Source organism: uncultured Nostoc sp. (assembly GCF_964245445.1).
GTDB lineage: Bacteria > Cyanobacteriota > Cyanobacteriia > Cyanobacteriales > Nostocaceae > Nostoc.
Map to the genome: position 1 here is coordinate 32,166 of NZ_CAXTNE010000002.1, position 17,911 is coordinate 50,076.

At 42.7% G+C, this 17,911-nt stretch carries 17 protein-coding genes and 1 pseudogene; 7 read left to right on the forward strand and 11 right to left on the reverse strand.

Translation table 11 applies throughout. From position 1 onward, the window contains the following. Window positions 1–141: 141 nt before the first annotated feature. From atpA to ACFE90_RS00620, 8 genes are all read right to left on the reverse strand, one after another. Window positions 142–1,662 (reverse strand): F0F1 ATP synthase subunit alpha, encoded by a 1,521-nt coding sequence (atpA, locus tag ACFE90_RS00585; protein ID WP_375496783.1) that lies wholly within the window; start codon window positions 1,660–1,662, stop codon window positions 142–144. 180 nt (window positions 1,663–1,842) lie between these two features. After that, window positions 1,843–2,397 carry an ATP synthase F1 subunit delta gene (gene atpH / locus ACFE90_RS00590; protein ID WP_334805292.1) on the reverse strand — a complete coding sequence of 185 codons (555 nt, stop codon included), beginning with the start codon at window positions 2,395–2,397 and terminating at the stop codon, window positions 1,843–1,845. Then, entirely contained in the window at window positions 2,394–2,966 is a 573-nt protein-coding gene (locus tag ACFE90_RS00595) for a F0F1 ATP synthase subunit B (RefSeq protein ID WP_375496785.1), read from the reverse strand. The genes atpH and ACFE90_RS00595 overlap by 4 nt, the downstream gene beginning before the upstream one ends. A gap of 164 nt (window positions 2,967–3,130) precedes the next feature. After that, the gene (locus ACFE90_RS00600) at window positions 3,131–3,562 is read right to left on the reverse strand and encodes a F0F1 ATP synthase subunit B' (RefSeq protein ID WP_118167294.1); all 432 of its coding nucleotides are present in this window, start codon (window positions 3,560–3,562) and stop codon (window positions 3,131–3,133) included. Window positions 3,563–3,744: 182 nt separating this feature from the next. Next, complete coding sequence (atpE, locus tag ACFE90_RS00605; RefSeq protein WP_012411162.1) at window positions 3,745–3,990, reverse strand: ATP synthase F0 subunit C; 246 nt, start codon at window positions 3,988–3,990, stop codon at window positions 3,745–3,747. 148 nt (window positions 3,991–4,138) lie between these two features. Next, entirely contained in the window at window positions 4,139–4,900 is a 762-nt protein-coding gene (gene atpB / locus ACFE90_RS00610) for a F0F1 ATP synthase subunit A (RefSeq protein WP_181984851.1), read from the reverse strand. Between the two features lie 60 nt (window positions 4,901–4,960). After that, entirely contained in the window at window positions 4,961–5,401 is a 441-nt protein-coding gene (locus ACFE90_RS00615; protein WP_375496787.1) for an ATP synthase subunit I, read from the reverse strand. 528 nt (window positions 5,402–5,929) lie between these two features. Beyond that, entirely contained in the window at window positions 5,930–7,111 is a 1,182-nt protein-coding gene (locus ACFE90_RS00620; RefSeq protein ID WP_375496789.1) for a methyltransferase, read from the reverse strand. A 195-nt stretch (window positions 7,112–7,306) separates the two neighbouring features. Here ACFE90_RS00620 and ACFE90_RS00625 point away from each other — a divergent pair, with 195 nt between their 5' ends. The 4 genes from ACFE90_RS00625 (at window position 7,307) to ACFE90_RS00640 (ending at window position 10,826) form a co-directional block, all read left to right on the forward strand. After that, entirely contained in the window at window positions 7,307–7,966 is a 660-nt protein-coding gene (locus tag ACFE90_RS00625) for a VWA domain-containing protein (protein ID WP_375496791.1), read from the forward strand. 10 nt (window positions 7,967–7,976) lie between these two features. Then, on the forward strand, window positions 7,977–8,753 hold the full coding sequence (locus ACFE90_RS00630; RefSeq protein WP_375496793.1) for a PP2C family serine/threonine-protein phosphatase: 777 nt from the start codon (window positions 7,977–7,979) through the stop codon (window positions 8,751–8,753). A gap of 6 nt (window positions 8,754–8,759) precedes the next feature. Then, the gene (locus ACFE90_RS00635) at window positions 8,760–10,340 is read left to right on the forward strand and encodes a helix-hairpin-helix domain-containing protein (RefSeq protein ID WP_375496795.1); all 1,581 of its coding nucleotides are present in this window, start codon (window positions 8,760–8,762) and stop codon (window positions 10,338–10,340) included. An 81-nt stretch (window positions 10,341–10,421) separates the two neighbouring features. Beyond that, window positions 10,422–10,826 (forward strand): barstar family protein, encoded by a 405-nt coding sequence (locus ACFE90_RS00640; RefSeq protein ID WP_375496797.1) that lies wholly within the window; start codon window positions 10,422–10,424, stop codon window positions 10,824–10,826. Between the two features lie 40 nt (window positions 10,827–10,866). Here ACFE90_RS00640 and ACFE90_RS00645 read toward each other — a convergent pair whose 3' ends face one another. Continuing rightward, a complete protein-coding gene (locus ACFE90_RS00645; protein ID WP_375496799.1) occupies window positions 10,867–11,271 on the reverse strand; it encodes a type II toxin-antitoxin system VapC family toxin in 405 nt (134 codons plus the stop codon). Beyond that, window positions 11,268–11,639: a hypothetical protein gene (locus ACFE90_RS00650; RefSeq protein WP_375496801.1), complete on the reverse strand. Its 372-nt coding sequence runs from the start codon at window positions 11,637–11,639 to the stop codon at window positions 11,268–11,270. Before ACFE90_RS00650 ends, ACFE90_RS00645 begins: the two co-directional genes overlap by 4 nt. Before the next feature lie 210 nt (window positions 11,640–11,849). Here ACFE90_RS00650 and ACFE90_RS00655 point away from each other — a divergent pair, with 210 nt between their 5' ends. Beyond that, a complete protein-coding gene (locus ACFE90_RS00655; RefSeq protein ID WP_375496803.1) occupies window positions 11,850–12,584 on the forward strand; it encodes a 2-phosphosulfolactate phosphatase in 735 nt (244 codons plus the stop codon). Window positions 12,585–12,695: 111 nt separating this feature from the next. Here the strand turns inward: ACFE90_RS00655 and ACFE90_RS00660 are convergent, their stop codons facing one another. After that, window positions 12,696–13,226 carry a hypothetical protein gene (locus ACFE90_RS00660; protein WP_375496805.1) on the reverse strand — a complete coding sequence of 177 codons (531 nt, stop codon included), beginning with the start codon at window positions 13,224–13,226 and terminating at the stop codon, window positions 12,696–12,698. A 537-nt stretch (window positions 13,227–13,763) separates the two neighbouring features. On the opposite strand from ACFE90_RS00660, the pseudogene ACFE90_RS00665 reads away from it, so the two are divergent. Together ACFE90_RS00665 and apcA are read left to right on the forward strand one after the other, a co-directional pair. Further along, window positions 13,764–17,021, forward strand: a pseudogene (locus tag ACFE90_RS00665) (phycobilisome rod-core linker polypeptide); the annotation flags it as partial. A 403-nt stretch (window positions 17,022–17,424) separates the two neighbouring features. Then, the gene (gene apcA, locus ACFE90_RS00670; protein ID WP_322646676.1) at window positions 17,425–17,910 is read left to right on the forward strand and encodes an allophycocyanin subunit alpha; all 486 of its coding nucleotides are present in this window, start codon (window positions 17,425–17,427) and stop codon (window positions 17,908–17,910) included. Window position 17,911 lies beyond the last annotated feature (1 nt).

Genomic DNA, 17,911 nt, shown 5'->3' on the forward strand with positions numbered 1-17,911 from the left:
GAATGCCAAGCTTCATAGGAATTGGAAATGTGAGAACTTGTAAGCATCATGCTCATCTATCTTCACTCTTGACTCCTCTTCTCACTCAGCACTCAGCACTCAGCACGGGCTTAACGCCCCGCTACCGCTAACAGCACTCTATTACGCTGCTGCTTTAAAGGTCTTCTTGTATTCGGTAAGTGCTTCTTTCAAGGCAGATTCTTCTGCATCACCTAGTGCTTTTGAGGCTCTTACTCCTTCGGCATACTGGGTTTTACCAGTCTTTAAGTACTCCCGCAGACCTTGGGTAAAGCTGGTGACTTTATCTACAGGCACATCATCTAAGTAACCATTGATACCAGCGTAAAGAATTGCTACTTGCTCATATACTGAGAGTGGCGAATTTTGTGGCTGCTTGAGAAGTTCGCGTAACCGTTGACCTCGTGCCAACTGGTCTTGAGTGGCTTTATCTAAGTCAGAAGCAAATTGAGCGAAGGCTTGCAGGTCGTCAAATTGGGCTAGTTCCAATTTAATCTTACCGGCAACTTTTTTCATTGCCTTGGTTTGAGCCGCAGAACCCACGCGGGATACAGAAATACCTGGGTTCACAGCTGGACGAATACCAGCGTTGAACAAGTCAGAAGATAGGAATATCTGACCATCGGTAATGGAAATTACGTTGGTGGGGATGTATGCCGAAACGTCACCAGCTTGGGTTTCGATGATTGGTAGGGCGGTCATACTGCCTTTACCTAATTCATCACTCAGCTTGGCGGCTCTTTCTAGCAAGCGGGAGTGAATGTAGAATACATCTCCAGGGTAAGCTTCGCGTCCGGGTGGACGACGCAGCAGTAGTGACATTTGGCGATAAGCTTGGGCTTGCTTGGAGAGATCATCATAAATTACCAGGGTAGCTTTGCCTTTGTACATAAAGTATTCAGCAATAGTTGCGCCTGTGTAAGGAGCTAGGTATTGTAGTGTTGCTGGTTCACTGGCACTAGCTGCGACGACGATAGTGTAATCCATTGCGCCTTTTTCTTGCAATGTCTGCACCACGTTAGCTACGGTGGAAGCCTTTTGACCGATCGCAACGTATACACAAATTACATCTTCTTCTTTTTGGTTGATGATTGTGTCGATCGCGATCGCAGTTTTACCGGTTTGGCGATCGCCGATAATCAATTCCCGTTGACCACGACCGATGGGAATCATTGAATCAATAGCTGTGATACCCGTTTGCATGGGTTCGTGTACAGACCGACGAGCAATGATACCGGGTGCTGGAGATTCAATCAAACGGCTTTCTGAGGATTTGATGTCTCCCTTGCCATCGATGGGGCGACCCAATGCGTCTACAACTCGTCCAATTAAGGCTTCTCCTACTGGAATCTGAGCAATTCTACCAGTAGCGGTTACAGAGCTACCTTCTTGAATTTCTAGCCCTTCACCCATGAGTACCGCACCCACGTTGTCTTCTTCTAAGTTCTGGGCGATACCAATTGTGCCATCTTCAAATTCTAAGAGTTCCCCAGCCATAGCCTTTTCCAGACCATAAATCCGGGCAATACCGTCACCTACTTGTAGGACGGTACCAACGTTAGCAACTTTGACCTCTTGATCGTATTGCTCGATTTGTTGTTGGATAATGCTGCTAATTTCGTCAGGTCTAATTGATATGCTCATGTGTCTATCTTGTTTGCTTTCGAGACGGAAAAATTAATTCAGTTAGGAGTTAAGAGTTAGGAGTGATGAGTTAAAAATGTAAAAATTACAAGTTAAAAGTCAAAATAAATTACTATTTACTTAACTCCTAACTTTTAACTCCTGTACGCGATTAATCGCGTCTCTCTAACTCCTAACTTTCTAGCTATTAGTTAAGCGCAATGAAAGGCGACGCAACTGACCCCGGATACTGGCATCAATTACTTGCGAACCTACTTTTATGATCACACCACCAATTAACTCACTGTCTACCTTGGTTTCTAGTTCTACCTGGCGAGCATTACTGATGGCAATGACCTTTTGGATGATTGCCTGCTGTTGAGCTTCTGTGAGGGGAACGGCTGAAATTACTTCCGCTAATACGGTTTGATTCAGCTGCCGCAACAGCGCCAGATATTGTTGAAAAATCGATTCCAAGAATGCAATGCGACGTTTGTCTACTAGTACCAACAAAAAGTTGCGTAAGTAGGGGTTAGAGCCTTCACCAAGTATTTGTTTGATGAGAGCTTTTTTGTTCTCAGCCTGAATAAACGGGTTGCTGAAGAAGTTATGTAGCTGTTTGTCTGCCCTTAACAGTCCCAGGAAAGTACGCGCATCTTCCCCGAACTCTTCTGTCAAATTTTTCGATTGCGCTATTGACAAAAGTGCCTGTGCGTAAGGTTGGGCTACTTCGGCTGCCGCTACCTGACTTGTCATACATTGCCTCCCAGTTGTGCGATGCTGCGGTCAATTAAACTTTGTTGAGCATCGTCGGCAATCCCGCCTTTGAGTTGCGATTCGACTTTTTGCAATGCTAGTGTAGCAACTCGTTGCCGTAGTTGAGCGATCGCTCGCTCTGTTTCGGTGTTTAAATCTGCTGCTGCTGTTTGTTTCAAGCGTTCTACGTCTTGCCCTGCCTTCGCTAACAATGCTTCTTGCGTCTTTTGGGCGTTTTCTACAGCCGATTGGCGGATGCGTTCTGCCTCTGCCTGAGATTGCTTCAACTGCTCTTGCGCTTGGGAAAGGGCAGTCTTTGCCTCTTTTAAGCGCCCTTCTGCTTCCTGAATTGCAGTGGCAATATTAGATTGTCGCTCGTTCAGGATATTGCTTAAAACTTTACGTCCGAAGTAGAATAGTATGCCAACCAGAATCGCTAGATTGATCAGATTGGTTTCAAAAATGTCTAGGTTTAGACCGAAACCACCTTCTCCTGCGCCTTCTGCCAATTCAGAGTGAACAGCGTTCGCTTCTGCGGCAAGTAATAAGAATGTCCCCATGATACCCATTTACAAGTGCGCTGCTCGCTTGCTAATACGTTGTATTTTTCCCTGTAAGGAAATTAAGTATCTTTCCCCAGAAGGGAAAAAGTGCCTTTATTTGACACTTAAATTTTGCGCTCTGGACTAGGGCCCAGTTGCGCGTATGCTTTCACAGAGCCAGTCTAGTTAGTTTATCTAACTGGAGTTGGCCCTAATAGTTTTTCTAGAATCTGCCTGCTTAGAGCATCAACTTGTTGCTCTAAGGTGCGAAAAGCTTCTTGCTTTTGTTGTTCTATTTCAACAGAAGCTTGTTCTCGTTGAGACTGAGCTTCTTTTTGAGCCTCGGCAATTTTCTCGGCAGTAATTTTCTTAGCTTCAAGTTGAGCTGCTTCTACGGTAGCTTGCGATTGTCTGCGAGCGTCTGCGAGTTGTTGCTCATATTCGGTAGCCAAGCGCTCGGCTTTTGCCAAGCTTTCTTTCGCCTCAAGGGTATTCGTTCGGATATAATTATCGCGATCGTCTAGTACCTTGGTCAGTGGCTTATAGAAAATTGCATTCAACAAAGCTGCCAATAGCAGGAATTGCAATGCCATGAAGGGCAAGGTAGCATCGAAATCAAACATTTATCTCCTCTTTGGCTGGAGTAGCAGTTTTCATGGCTAGCAACATCATCCAACCTTTCGTATTTTAGAGACCCATAGCCAACAAGGGTCAACTGAACATTATAACTATTGAGATACCCAAAGGATTTTGATTGTAGAGGCGTGATGATTCACGTCTCCACACTCACAAAAATTTTCAGATATTAGCCGAAGGGGTTAGCAAACAGCAATACCAGGGCAATTACTAGACCATAAATAGTCAAGGATTCCATGAATGCCAAGGTTAATAGCAGAGTACCGCGAATTTTACCTTCTGCTTCAGGTTGACGAGCAATACCTTCTACTGCTTGTCCAGCAGCATTTCCTTGACCAATACCAGGGCCAATTGCAGCTAAACCAATCGCTAAAGCAGCAGCGAGAACTGAAGCAGCCTGAACTAATGGATCCATGTTGATTTTCCTTGCTTTGATTACAAAACTACAAAAGTACGTTAACAATTAGAAACGTGGTTTTCACGCTGCACTTGAGTTCTTTAGATCGCGCTTTGCGATGTTTTGAGCGAATATGCTCTTGGAACTGTGCTATCAACTGAGAAGTTTAATGCTCCTCATGTTCATCTCCGCCATGCCCCTCCATTGCCTCATGAATGTATGCTCCGGCTAGGGTGGCGAAAACCAGAGCTTGAATGGCACTGGTAAATAAACCCAAGGCCATTACAGGCAGAGGTACAAATAGAGGAACTAGCAGCACCAGCACCGCTACTACCAATTCATCCGCCAAAATATTACCAAATAGCCGGAAGCTTAGGGAGAGGGGCTTGGTGAAATCTTCTAGAATTGCGATCGGCAACAAAACAGGTGTTGGCTCTATATATTTCTTAAAGTAGCCTAAACCCCGTTTGCTAAAACCTGCGTAAAAGTACGCTAAAGAGGTCAGCAATGCCAATGCAACAGTCGTATTGATGTCATTGGTGGGAGCTGCCAATTCGCCCGAAGGTAGCCTGATGAGCTTCCAGGGAATTAGTGCGCCTGACCAGTTCGATACGAAAATAAACAAGAACAATGTGCCAATAAATGGCACCCAAGGGCGGTACTCTTTCTCACCAAGTTGGTTTTTTGCCAAATCACGAATAAATTCTAAGGCATATTCCATCAAATTCTGGATGCCCTTGGGAATTCTTTGTGCGTTGCGAGTAGCAGCTATTGAAGCCACTACTAGAATACTAATCACAAACCATGAGGTGAGAAAAACTTGCCCATGAATTTTAAGATTGCCCAACTGCCAATAGAAATGATGACCTACTTCTAATGCGGCGAGGGGAAAAGAATTAAAGGCGTTTAAGACACTAAGCATTTGCATTCTTCAAGCATTTTCCCCAACGAGCGAGGATGGGATTACTATCTTTGTGAGCCTGACTTTTTAAGAATCAGGAATGAACGCAATTTGCACCATATAGACGAGGAGCGTGGCTTTGTAAGTTAGAAATCCCAAAAAAATGGGCAGAATCTGTAGCTCACGCCATTGAGTTGCCACGATCATCACTCCAATAAACAGAGCAAAACGAGTTTTGCTCAAACTGGTTTTCTGACTACCAAGCTGCTCAACGTCTCTAGCCAACATTTTTAAGTAAACCACACCTGTACACGCCCCAATTAAATAATTTAGGGCAATGTTTAAGGAATAAAAAATCCACACAGAGATAAAAATAACCCCCGTCAAGACAAGCGTGATTACCAATAATCGCTGGAAGAGTTGATAGAACTCTTGCATGGAGTTACCTGATTCTGTGTCTCCAGAACCAGTTTTAGCATCTTGTTGCGTTGTCGGAGTGGGCGCAATTGATTCGTCTGACAAGCTCACGGGACTTGAAACCAGTACAGTTAAATATGATGACTGCACATTCAGTCAGCTGAATCATATCACGATCCGGTAACAATACTTTAGGAAAAAACAATTAACTTCTTGTCAACGTTACACATTCAGTAAAATCGCGCTCACAGAAGCGAGAGAGCGGCTGATTGTGTGAGGGAGCGTGTGCGTGAATAATCAATAAATGTTGCCTGAAAATTCAAAATTTCTTCCAATTTCAGTTTTTTTGAGTGAATAATTATCCTCCAAAGTTTGAATTAAGTTGGTGTCAATAAAATCAACTGGTGCTTGAGGAGTGTATGAACGTACCGCAAATCAGAAATCGTAGAGTAGCGGCAAGTCATTAAAGATCGCACCACTGCTGAATTCCAGAAAGCCCCAACTTTTGGGATGTACAATACCCTGTTTCTTAGGCACTTTCCTAATTTACATTAATTTGCCAAAAGTGGTGATGGGCGATCGCTCTTCACCACAAGTATAAATTGACAAATCTTAACTTAGTATCAAAATCCAGTGTAATTAAACAGGTATCAATAAAATCAGCTGCTGCTGAAGAAGCGTTCTTACCCCATCCAATCCCAGTTGCACACCTGCTAAAATATCTGCCACTGTTGAATTAGCATCACATTTTTGCATAAATTCAAACTCTGGTACAGATAAATTAACAATCTGGTAATCGTAATTAAAGAAACATTGGCTGGGAAATCCTTCAATACAAGGATTAAGTTCAGGAATCGCTGCCAGTAGGGCGTTATCGTCTGACCAATCGGACTTAATTAAGGGAGGACGACCGAGGAAAAATTCGTAATGAGTTACTTCTGGATCTAGTAATTCTATCAGGCGGTAAACCTGGCGATCGCTCAAATCTTTTGCCCGTTCTACTAACTTTGGTGCTTTGCCTAAAAGTCTCTCTAAATCCCAGAAACTCGGATTCGAGAAACCAATAAACTCCAATCCCGAAGCATCTATTAATTCAAACAGCGTCTCAATGTTGTAGTCAATTTCCTGGGGATGAACGTACATATCAGCAAAGTTTTCATCCTTGTGGTTTTCTAATGACCAACGCTGTTTATCGTATTTGACAATTCGGTTATTTTCTGGTAGAGAAGCAAATATTTGTCGTCCGACTTGGACACCATCGCGGTAGTCGCCTTTTTTGTCACCTTGAAGAAGTGCGATCGCTTTTTGCATGAGTTGAATTTCCCAGCGTCCCAACTCCCCGTACACAAAAATGTGCATTAAGCCGCCTGGGGCTAACTTCTTCGCCAAGGCTTGAATACCACGAATGGGATCGGAGGTATGATGCAAAACACCAACACAGTTGATTAAATCAAACTCACCCGGTAACTGTTCCACATCAAACAAGCTGAGGTGATGAAATTCAACGCAGGTAGCCCCTGAACGCTGACAACGCTCTTTTGCTACAGCTAAAGCGGCAGTACTGAGGTCAATTCCCACAACAGAAGCTTGAGGATTGAGGTGAACCAAGTACTCTGTACTCACACCAGTACCGCAACCTGCATCTAAAATCCGAATATCTTGCTTTTGGGGTTTTTGACCTGTGCAAAAGTTATGAGCGGCTAGCCAATTCCAGCGCCAGTTATAGCCTGGAGGTGGTTCATCCAACAGAGCTTCTGGCGGAAAGGGGTAGGTATTGTAGAGTTTGGCAACAGCAGCACTAACGGTTTGGGAATCGGACATGATGAGGAATAACGCAGCATTTCTGAGTTTAGCGAATGCTGGACACTTCAGGTAGATAAATAATTGTGATCGCTATCAGCCCATATATTTTAGTTAGGGAAGTTGTTTCAGTAAAAACACTACTGTTTAAGTATCTCTTGGCTAATAAAATTAATTATAGTTTTGTATAAAAAATTACTTAAATAGGAGCATTAAATGGCTGTAGGAATGCCGAAATTCGTTGAAAATCCAGAAAATCGTTGCCCTGTAATTCTATTACTCGATACTTCTGGCTCCATGTCAGGTCAGCCTATCCAAGAGTTAAATCGAGGACTTGCTGCTTTCAAAGCAGATGTACTAAAAGATTCCCAAGCATCGCTGAGTGTGGAAGTGGCTATGATTACATTTGGTCTTATAGTTAAAATCACGCAAGACTTTGTGACGATTGACCAATTTACACCGCCTACATTGGAAGTAGATGGTGTTACCCCAATGGGTGCGGCGATTGAGTATGCTTTGGATTTTCTGGAAAATCGCAAACAGACTTATAAAGACAACGGTATTCTCTATTATCGCTCTTGGGTATTCTTGATTACAGACGGAGCGCCAACTGACTCCTGGCAATCAGCCGCGCAAAGATTGAGACAAGCAGAAGCACAAAGCCGACTTTCATTTTTTGCGGTTGGTGTACAAGGTGCTGATATGAATATCCTCAAACAAATTTCCCCTCCTGAACGTCCACCAGTTATGCTAAATGGCTTAGATTTTCGTAAGATGTTTGTCTGGCTTTCTGCTTCGATGAAACGGGTTTCTAGTGGCAAAGTAGGGCAAGCTGTAGCTTTACCGGCTATGGGATGGGGTCAAGTTATCAGTTAGAGGAAATTTTGTGAAGAAGTGGAAAGCTGTTGCGGGTTACGAGATTGGAACAAGTCATCAAAAGCAGGGGATAGTTTGTCAAGATTATGGGAATTATTGCAGCTTTGGTGATGTGATTGTAGGCGCTGTTGCTGATGGTGCTGGTAGTGCTAAACATTCTAATGATGGTTCTCGATTGGCGGTAGAAACAGTACTGAAATGCTTTTCTGATATTAATGAATTTCCTCATAAGCAAGCTTTTTCTCAACCACTTGACAAAGAAGAAGCTCAGAAAGTGTTTGCTAAGATTGTAAACCAAGTTATTACAGAATTACAGAAGCAAGCAGATGAAGAAGATTATTCTGTCAATGATTTAGCTTGTACGTTGTTGGTTTTTGTGGCAACTCATGACTGGCTTGCAGCTATGCAAATCGGCGATGGATTTATTGTGGTGCGTTCTCAAGATTCAGAATATCAACTGTTATTTCAGCCAGATAAAGGCGAGTTTGCTAATGAAACGACTTTTATCACTTCAGCAAATGCAGTAAAAGAAATGCAGGTAAAGGTTATTCATGAAAAACAAGAGTTTATTTGTGCTTCCACTGATGGACTAGAAAAAGTAGCAATTCGCTTGAGCGACTGGCAACCCTTCTCGCCTTTCTTTAAACCTTTGGAGGAATACTTGCACGAAACTGTTAATCCAGAGGATGAAGATAAATATTTGATGGAATTCCTCAACTCTGAACGGCTAAATTCTCGCACTGACGATGATAAAACTTTACTTTTGTGCTTGTTTAATAGAGAGTAAAATTCGATGACAGTTTTCACCTGTACCAGTACGGGTCAATCGATTACTCTGCTGGGTGAACCTAAAATTAGTGGCGAAGCGAAGGTTTGGCAAACAAATCGCAATGGTTACTTAGCAAAAATTTACCACTCGCCAACTCCTGAGCATGTGCAAAAGTTGGCGGTAATGATAGCGCACCGTCCCAAAGAGCCAAATTCTCACCTCAATCATATTTCTTTTGCTTGGCCTAAGTCTGTACTGAAAGATGCTCAGGCTAATTGTGTGGGCTTTTTGATGCCGGAAATTAAGGAAGGAAAAGAACTTATTGATGTATACAATCCTAAAAAAAGAAAGGATTTGAAACTTGAGGTTGATTGGCGTTTTTTCCATACAACGGCGCTGAATATCGCCTCAATTATTGAAGCAATTCACATTTATGGTTATGTTGTGGGTGACATCAAGCCGCAAAATATTCTTGTAAATGATCGCGCCTTACCTTCAATTATTGATACTGATTCATTTCAGGTTCGGAATCCGAAAAACAATAAGGTTTATCGTTGTCTAGTTGGTTCAGAGGGCTTTACACCACCGGAACTGATTGATAAAGATTTTTCTAGTATCGATCAAACGGAAGTACACGATCGCTTTCGGTTAGCAGTGATTATCTATCAGTTGTTGTTTGGTGGTGAAAGTCCTTTTGCCGGAAAGTGGATGGGTACGGGGGAAACTCCAGAAACTAATGAACTTATCCGTCAGGGTTTATGGCTGTATGCACCAAACAGTTTGATTCAACCTGTAGAAAGGACAATTCCTCTTGAGATTGTTCACCCAGAGGTTCAGCGACGTTTTCTCAGATGCTTTAACGATGGTTATAAAAATCCTAACTTGCGCCCAACTGCTGGGGATTGGGTAAAGGCGCTCAGACTTGCTGTTAATGAGTTAACTATCTGTGGAAAGGTAGACAGCCACTATTACAGCCGAACTTATGGTAAGTGTTATTGGTGCGATCGCTCTACAAAACTTGGTATTGATATATTTCCTGGCTTTGTTAGACCAAAACAACAATCTGCTTTTGCTATATCAACATCACAACCTAAAGCTTTTGCCGCAGATAAAATTATAGAAAATCTCGTAACTGGAGGGCAAATCCATACTCTTCAAGGGCATTCCAACTCTGTTAATTCCGTAGCTTTCAGCCCAGATGGCAAAATCCTTGCCAGTGGGAGTGATGACAAGACTATCAAATTATGGGATCTAGCCACGGGAAGAGAAATCTACACCCTTCAGGGGCATTCCTCCTATGTTAATTCCGTAGCTTTCAGCCCAGATGGCAAAGCCCTCGCCAGTGGAAGTGGGGACAAGACTATCAAGATTTGGCAGCTTGCATCATTTAGCAATACAGCTACTTCATTACCAATTAAGCTAACTCAATCTCAAGTTTCGCAATCATCTTTTGGTCTGGCTGTAGTGTGGTGTTATTTCCTTTTCTTGTTTGTTATGTTGGGTTTTATTAGTCTTGTCTCTGGTTTTGTTGGTGGGTTTTTGATGGGGATTATAGGGATTGGGTGTTGTTGGCGTTTTTATCGATGGTTTTGGCGATTTTCATAAATTTCTGCTTACTAGGTAAAATCACGAAATTTACTATACTGCTGATGACTACAATAGCTTTCAATAAGTCATCTAGTAGTCGTGATAAGTAAGGAGGAATATCTGAGTGAATTTCTAAATGTTTCGTCAACAGATGTAAAACAAGGCATACGTGAAGCAGTGGAACAAATAGCCGCAGAACCAGGAACTAAAGTTTTTTATCTTGATGGTAAAAAAATTAATAGCAAAGAAACGTTTTTTAGTAAAGCTCCTGAAGCAATGCAATTTCCTACATACTTTGGTGCTAATTGGGATGCTTTTTATGAATGTATCACCGATTTAACATGGTGTCCAGCTGAGAGATACGTTATATTGTATGACCATGCTGATATCTTTGCTCAAGCTGAACCGACACAGTACCAAATAACATTGGAGATTTTAAATTCAGCCAAAAAATATTGGGAAGCTAATAATATTACTCTGAATTTTTTCAATATAAACAAATAGGTCAATTTAGCCTTGACAAAAATTAAGATATAGTCCAATCTTATAAACGCAAATTAGGAACTTTCTCAAAATCCTTCCGGTTGCGGGTTACTAAAATCCCATTCACCGACAACGTAATTGCCGCAATGCGTAAATCTTGAGTACCAATGCGAATTCTTTGACGAATCAAGTCTTCGTAACAATTAATAGCATACTCATCAAATTCTAGCGATCGCAGATTTTTGAAAAACTCTAAAGTAGCCTGTAGGTTTACGTAAGCTAATAGCAATGCATCAGATGAGGAAGCCTTTCTGATTACATTAAACCTCCCACGCAGTTGTTCTTCAACTGTAATTATCGTTATGGCAATGTCTTCAGAATTGGCTGCATTAATACGCCGTGTAACAACTGGATGCAACTGTTGAAAAAGTGAGACGTGATCCGTATCAAGTATCCATAAAGTCACTTAGCTTCATCCTCTGCATCAAGTTGCCGATAATATTCCTCCATTTGTGCGTCAAGTTCACGACGATCAGCTTCTATATATGCCAGCATCTCGTCAAATTGCGGATCATCCTTGAACATACCCGCAAATTTCATCCAAGGGTTTTCGGTTTGGGGAGGTTCAATTTCTAAAGTTACTATTTCTGGTTTTCGCTCTTGTAAAAGTTGAATTAGTTTTTCTAGTGCTTCTTTAGTCACACCAGAGCCTTTAAAATCTGGCAACCCTAGCACTGTTGCACTAACTCCCCCATCTTGTTGATTTTCAATCAGCACATCATAAGTTAACTTGGGTACAGTATTGTTAGGATAAGTTTTTACAGTTAAATTCATAGTATTTTTATCTTTGAAGTTTTATATTGATTATAACTGCTGAACTACTTACTACTAACCTTTAGTTTGTAGTGTTAGCGTAGCGTCTCATAAATAGGCTGAAGCTCTTAAATTAGCACGTTTTGTACTGGCTACAAACCTTTAATTATTTACACTAGCTTACTTATCTATGGTTTGATTTTTATCATATTGTCTTTTGCGATCGCTCCAATGATTTACAACCAATCAGAGTTTAATTTACGCTGTGAATGGGGACTACAAGGAGTTGCTCAACTCTCTCCCATCAGTGATGTAATTGTAATAGTTGACGTTCTCTCTTTTTCTACCTGCGTGGAAATTGCCACCAACAACGGCGCGATAATTTTTCCCTACGCAATGAGAGATGAATCTGTTATAGATTATGCCAAGTCATTGCGAGCAGAGTTAGCAAGTCATAGACAACGTTGGACTACAACAGGATATTCTCTCTCACCAAAATCGGTAGCTCAGATTCCTGCTGGAACTAGACTAGTATTACCTTCACCAAATGGTTCTTTTCTGACTTTACATACAGGGAATACACCAACTTTGGGTGGTTGCTTGCGAAATTGCCAAGCTGTAGCGCAGTTTGCTCAAAAGTATGGTGATAAAATCGCTGTGATTCCTGCTGGTGAAAGGTGGAAAGAAGATGGTAGCCTCCGCCCTGCATTTGAAGATTTAATTGGTGCTGGGGCAATTCTGAGTTATTTAGATGGCAGTCTATCACCAGAAGCCGAAGTTGCTGTGACAACATTTCAAGCTTTCCAGCAGGATTTACTGGGGTACTTGAAAAAATGTAGTTCGGGTAAAGAGTTGATTGAAAAAGGTTTTGAGTCAGATGTTGAACTGTCCGCCGCCTACAACGTTAGTAATTGCGTGCCTTTGTTTAATGATAATGCTTATGTAGATTCCAGGCTACAAGGTTAAGAGACTTTCAAATAAAACATATCCCAAAACTGACACAAAAATCCTCTCTATTTCTCTTCTCTCTGTGTTTTCTGCGTCTGTGTGGTTAGTTTATTTCTTGGAAATCCCTAATTAAACGTCGCACTGATTGGTTTGGCAATATTTGGCATTATCTATAAACTGTTGCAACTTATTCAAGGGAATTATTTGAAATGATGACCCACCCTGCACCTCAGCAGTTATGTAAGCAAACTTTTGTCCGCGATAATACTGATCACGTCCAACTTTGGTGATATATCGGGACTTCTGGAAGTCATTGGCAATATTAGAATTATAAATATTTTGTAACAATTTCACTGCATTGGCATTTTTTGTGGTGAATTTGAGGCGATCGCTACCACTAACGGTTATGCCTTCTTTAGTCACTATCCCATTTTGAGAAGTGACATCAGCATAAAAGTATAAATTTCCCTTTGTACCCTCGTAGCCGTGGGCTTCGCTGTTGTATCTCAGAGTTGGTAGTTGAGGTCTGGTCTTTGCCCACTTCACAACGGTGCTGATTTTTTGCTCTGGAACCGCATTTGCAGGAGTAACAGCCATAATAACTGCGATCGCAGACAGGGTACCATTAAATAAAAAGTTAAATTTATAACTTTTCTGCATCGTATTTTCCCATTAAAGAATGCTGAGAGCAAATGCTTAAATCACCATAAGTTAAGAATTATTTCCAGGGTGACGTTATTTATTAATTATTTGCTAATAGCAAAAATAACTTAACATCGACTTATGACTACTGTCCACCGACATTGCCATAGGCAATTTGATTTCAACTAAAATTTTGTATAAGTTGTAATAATCATAGAGTGGACACTGCCACAAACATCAAAATACAGGGGTTCGGCATCAGTAGACCATGCCTACCCTATTTTACCTAGTTACAAAACTTAGATTTTGTCTCAGCCAAAGAAGAGTATGTACTCTTAAGACTGGATGTATCTAAGCTACGGGTTCTACACAGTTCTTAATAAACCAGCTTTGAGAACGCAAAACGTTCTAATCTAAAAGCTAACCGGGTTAATTTACTGGCAGTTTTGCAGGCAGACTCTCAAGCTTATAAAGCACAGACACACCGATGTGTCAAGCCTCAAAGCGACCCAGACTTAACACATAAATGATTATGATGGGAGTTTTACAAATCCGATGAGTGTTAAGGCAAGTGGTGGAAGCTCAGTTGCGCGTCCGCAACTATATCAAACCCTAGCTGTAGCGACAATTACCCAAGCCGAGCAGCAAGACCGCTTTTTGGGAAGTGGTGAATTAGATGAACTGGCAAGCTATTTTGCATCTGGTGCAAAGCGTCTAGAAATTTCCCAGACGCTGACGGATAATGCCGAGATTATTGTATCTCGCGCTGCCAACCGGATTTTTGTCGGTGGTTCGCCAATGGCTTTTTTAGAAAAGCCCAGAGAAATAGAAATAGTACCTGTTAGTGCTGGTGCTAATGTTCAGCAAGGGATGCAACTGGGAACTGTAACCTACGTTGAAAGTCGTGGTGGGTTCCTAGAAAATTTACGATCAATATTTAACTCATCCCCCAGTGGCCCGACACCTCCGGGTTTCAGACCAATTAACATTGCTCGATATGGCCCAAGCAACATGGCCAAGAGCTTGCGGGATTTATCCTGGTTCTTGCGCTACGCTACTTATGCGATCGTTGCTGGCGACCCCAACATCATAGCGGTTAACACACGGGGTTTGCGGGAAATAATTGAAAATGCCTGCTCTGGTGAAGCAACGCTGGTAGCTTTGCAAGAAATCAAAGCCGGGTCACTTTCCTTTTTCCGCAAGGATGCTGAGGCTACAGAGATTGTGTCTCAGTACATGGATGTTTTGCTAACAGAGTTCAAAGCAGCCACACCCTCAAATAAAGTCCGCCAACGCCCCTCTAGCGACCAGCAAGGGTTGGAACTGCCGCAAATTTACTTTAATGCGTCAGAACGGCGTCCCAAGTTTGTAATGAAAACTGGGTTGTCAAGTAGCGAAAAAAATGAGGTAGTCAAAGCGACCTATCGGCAAATCTTTGAGCGCGATATTACCCGTGCTTATAGCTTGTCAATATCTGACCTAGAATCCAAGGTGAAAAATGGCGACATCTCCATGAAGGAGTTTGTCCGTCGTCTAGCTAAATCTCCCCTTTACCAAAAACAGTTTTACCAGCCTTTTATTAACAGCCGAGTCATCGAACTAGCTTTCCGTCACATTCTGGGACGGGGCCCAAGTAGCCGAGAAGAAGTACAAAAATACTTCTCAATTATTTCTAACGGTGGTCTACCAGCCTTAGTAGATGCCTTAGTAGATTCTGCTGAATACGGCGACTATTTTGGCGAAGAAACAGTACCTTACCTCCGGGGTCTTGGTCAAGAAGCACAAGAATGTCGCAACTGGGGGCCGCAGCAAGACCTGTTTAACTACAGTGCGCCTTTCCGCAAGATACCTCAGTTTATTACCACATTTGCTGCTTACGAACAACCACTACCAGACCAACATCCCTATGGTTCTGGGAATGATCCCTTGGAAATTCAATTTGGGGCGATTTTCCCGAAAGAAACTCGCAACCCCAGCACCAGTCCGGCTCCTTTTGGCAAGGATACCAAGCGCATCCTGATTCACCAAGGGGCAGGGATTAATAACCAAAATAGCAATCCTAACGCGCGGGGTGAAGCTCCTGGTACTCTTGGCCCCAAGGTGTTCAAGTTAGATCAACTGCCTGGTACTATTGGTAGAAAAGCTGCCAAAGGTTCTAGCGTCAGATTCTCTGAAAGCTCGACGCAAGCAGTGATTAAAGCTGCTTATCTGCAAGTTTTCGGTCGCGATCTTTACGAAGGTCAGCGCCCGAAGGTATTGGAAATCAAGCTGGAAAACGGCGACATCTCTGTACGGGAGTTTATCCGTGCTTTGGCTAAGTCGGATGTATTCCGCAATCTGTACTGGTCATCGCTGTATGTTTGTAAAGCGATCGAGTATATTCACCGCCGCTTGTTGGGTCGTCCGACTTATGGTCGTCAAGAAATCAACAAGTACTTTGACATCGCTTCTAAACAGGGCTTTTACGCCGTCGTTGATGCCATTATTAACAGCGTAGAATACAGTGAAGCATTTGGTGAAGATACAATTCCTTACGAACGGTATCTGACTCCTGGTGGTGTATCAGGGCGACAATTGCGCGTTGGTAGTATTCGTGAAGATGTTGCGGCGAAAGTTCAGAAAGAAGTAACGCCGAACTTTGTGACACTGGGTACAGTGACAGAAAATCGGTCAGAACCAGATATTCAGTTCCGCATTAACCAAGGCGTCAGCAAGCAACGCGAACAAAGCAAAATCTTCAAGTTGGTGGCGAATACCAGTGACAAAGTTGCTGTAAAAACTTTGATCAGTGCTGCGTATCGTCAGATTTTTGAACGGGATATTGCACCCTATATCGCCAAAAATGAATTTACGGCGTGGGAAAGCAAGCTGGGTAACGGCGAAATTAGTGTGAAGGAGTTTATTGAAGGTTTGGGTTACTCTAACCTCTACCTGAAAGAGTTCTACACACCTTACCCCAACACCAAAGTAATTGAGTTGGGAACCAAACACTTCTTGGGACGTGCGCCATTAGACCAAGCAGAAATCCGCAAGTATAACCAGATTTTGGCTACTCAAGGTATTCGTGCCTTTATTGCTGCTTTGGTAAATAGTGTGGAATATAACGAGGTGTTTGGTGAAGATACGGTGCCTTACCGTCGCTTCCCGACCCTACCTGCGGCAAACTTCCCGAATACGGAGAAGCTGTACAACCAGCTTACCAAGCAAAACGATGACGTAGTTGTACCGAGCTTTAAGCCAGTGCAAGCCCGTGTCGGAGCTAGCGATACGCCGCTTTTGACACAGGCGATCGCAGATATAGCAGTGCAAACAGACGGTCAGCCCTCATTTGCTGAACTGGGTCGTTCCTACAACGATGGGAACGGACAATCAGTGGAAGTGCCTGTGCGTAAACATGCACGTATTTACCGTCTAACTGAAACCACAAACCAAGTCGAAAGACAACAGACAATCAACGCCATTTACTGTCAGGTATTGGATATATTTAGCGGTGAAGTGCCTGATAATTTCCGCCGTAGTGACCTAGACAGCAACCTCCAGAATGGTGAAATTTCCGTGCGGGAGTTTGTGCGTCAACTAGCTAGTTCCGAAATCTATCGCCAGCGCTTCTTATCACCTTATCCTGATGCGAAGGTGATTGAGTTCCTTTTCCGCCACCTGTTGGGGCGTACACCCGCAGATCAGGAAGAAATTCGCCAGTATAACAATCTGCTAGCTAATAGTGGTTTGTCTGCTGCTGTAGAAGCAATAATCGAGAGCCAAGAATATAGCTGCTACTTCGGTGAATATGTTGTACCTTACAACCGCTTTCCAATAGGGAATAGGGAATAGGGCATAGGGAATAGGGAACAGGGCACAGATTATTTACTGTCCCAGTCCCTAGTCCCCAGTCCCCAGTCCCCTTCCACCTTCGTAACCTTTCGTAATATTGCTCTCAGATTACAGCTAAAACCCGAAATTCTGAAAAACAATATTACAAAGTGTTAAGAACAGTAATAAATGCCCAACAGAATGCCGGAAAATGTTTTGCGGAAGGTAACTGAGTTTAAAAGCTTGTTTACTGGTGTTGACTCAAGAAAACTCGTAATTTATTAGCCGTAACAGTTATTAAACTGTTGTATCTAAAAGAACGAGAAAACAAACTCAGTGAACCGAATTTAAAGTCGCACTAGTTTAATCAAATCCTGGTTTCATTCGTATTTGGAGGAATCCATTAATGAGTATCGTCACGAAAGCTATCGTGAATGCTGACGCAGAAGCTCGCTACCTCAGCCCTGGTGAATTGGATCGGATCAAATCCTTTGTTGCTACTGGTGAGCGCCGTGTGCGGATTGCTCAAGTTTTGACAGAAAACCGCGAACGGCTGGTTAAGCAAGCTGGCGATCAACTGTTCCAAAAGCGTCCTGATGTTGTGTCTCCTGGTGGTAACGCTTACGGTCAAGAATTGACTGCTACTTGTCTGCGTGACCTAGATTATTACCTCCGCCTCGTTACCTACGGTATCGTTGCTGGTGATGTTACCCCCATCGAAGAAATTGGTGTCATCGGTGCCCGTGAACTGTACAAGTCCTTGGGAACCCCTATCGATGGTGTTGCTGAAGGTATCCGTGGGCTGAAGAATGTAGCTAGTACATTGCTGTCTGGTGATGATGCTGCTGAAGCTGGTACTTACTTCGACTACTTAGTTGGTGCCCTGCTATAGG